The sequence below is a fragment of the Pseudomonas sp. PME37.24/025 genome (assembly GCF_055556615.1).
The window spans coordinates 1-262 of the sequence record NZ_JBVHNK010000304.1; the positions used below are offsets into that span (position 1 = coordinate 1).

Below are 262 nucleotides of genomic sequence, written 5' to 3' on the forward strand. Positions count from 1 at the left end.
GCGGTCGGCATTGCGCCCCAGGACCGCCGCGAACCGGTCGAGATTGCCGATCATGGACTTCAGCGGCTGCGTGTTGTCGGCCAACACGGCGTCGAACCGGCGCAGCGCGTCCCGCGCCGCCTGCGACATGCTCTGTGCGGACAGCGGGTCCGCGATCAGCAGCGGCAGCTGCCCCGCCTTGCGCGCAACGGGCTCTGCCGATGTGCCGCCGACGAGAGCCACCACCGGTGACCCTGTGAGCCCCTGGAAGTCCATGCCCGCG

Annotated in this window: 1 protein-coding gene; it reads right to left on the reverse strand. The window is 71.4% G+C overall.

Annotation, left to right across the window (positions count from 1 at the left end):
• A partial coding sequence (locus tag ACZ3HH_RS30460; RefSeq protein ID WP_465810358.1) for a hypothetical protein occupies positions 1–262 on the reverse strand: 262 nt, incomplete at both ends.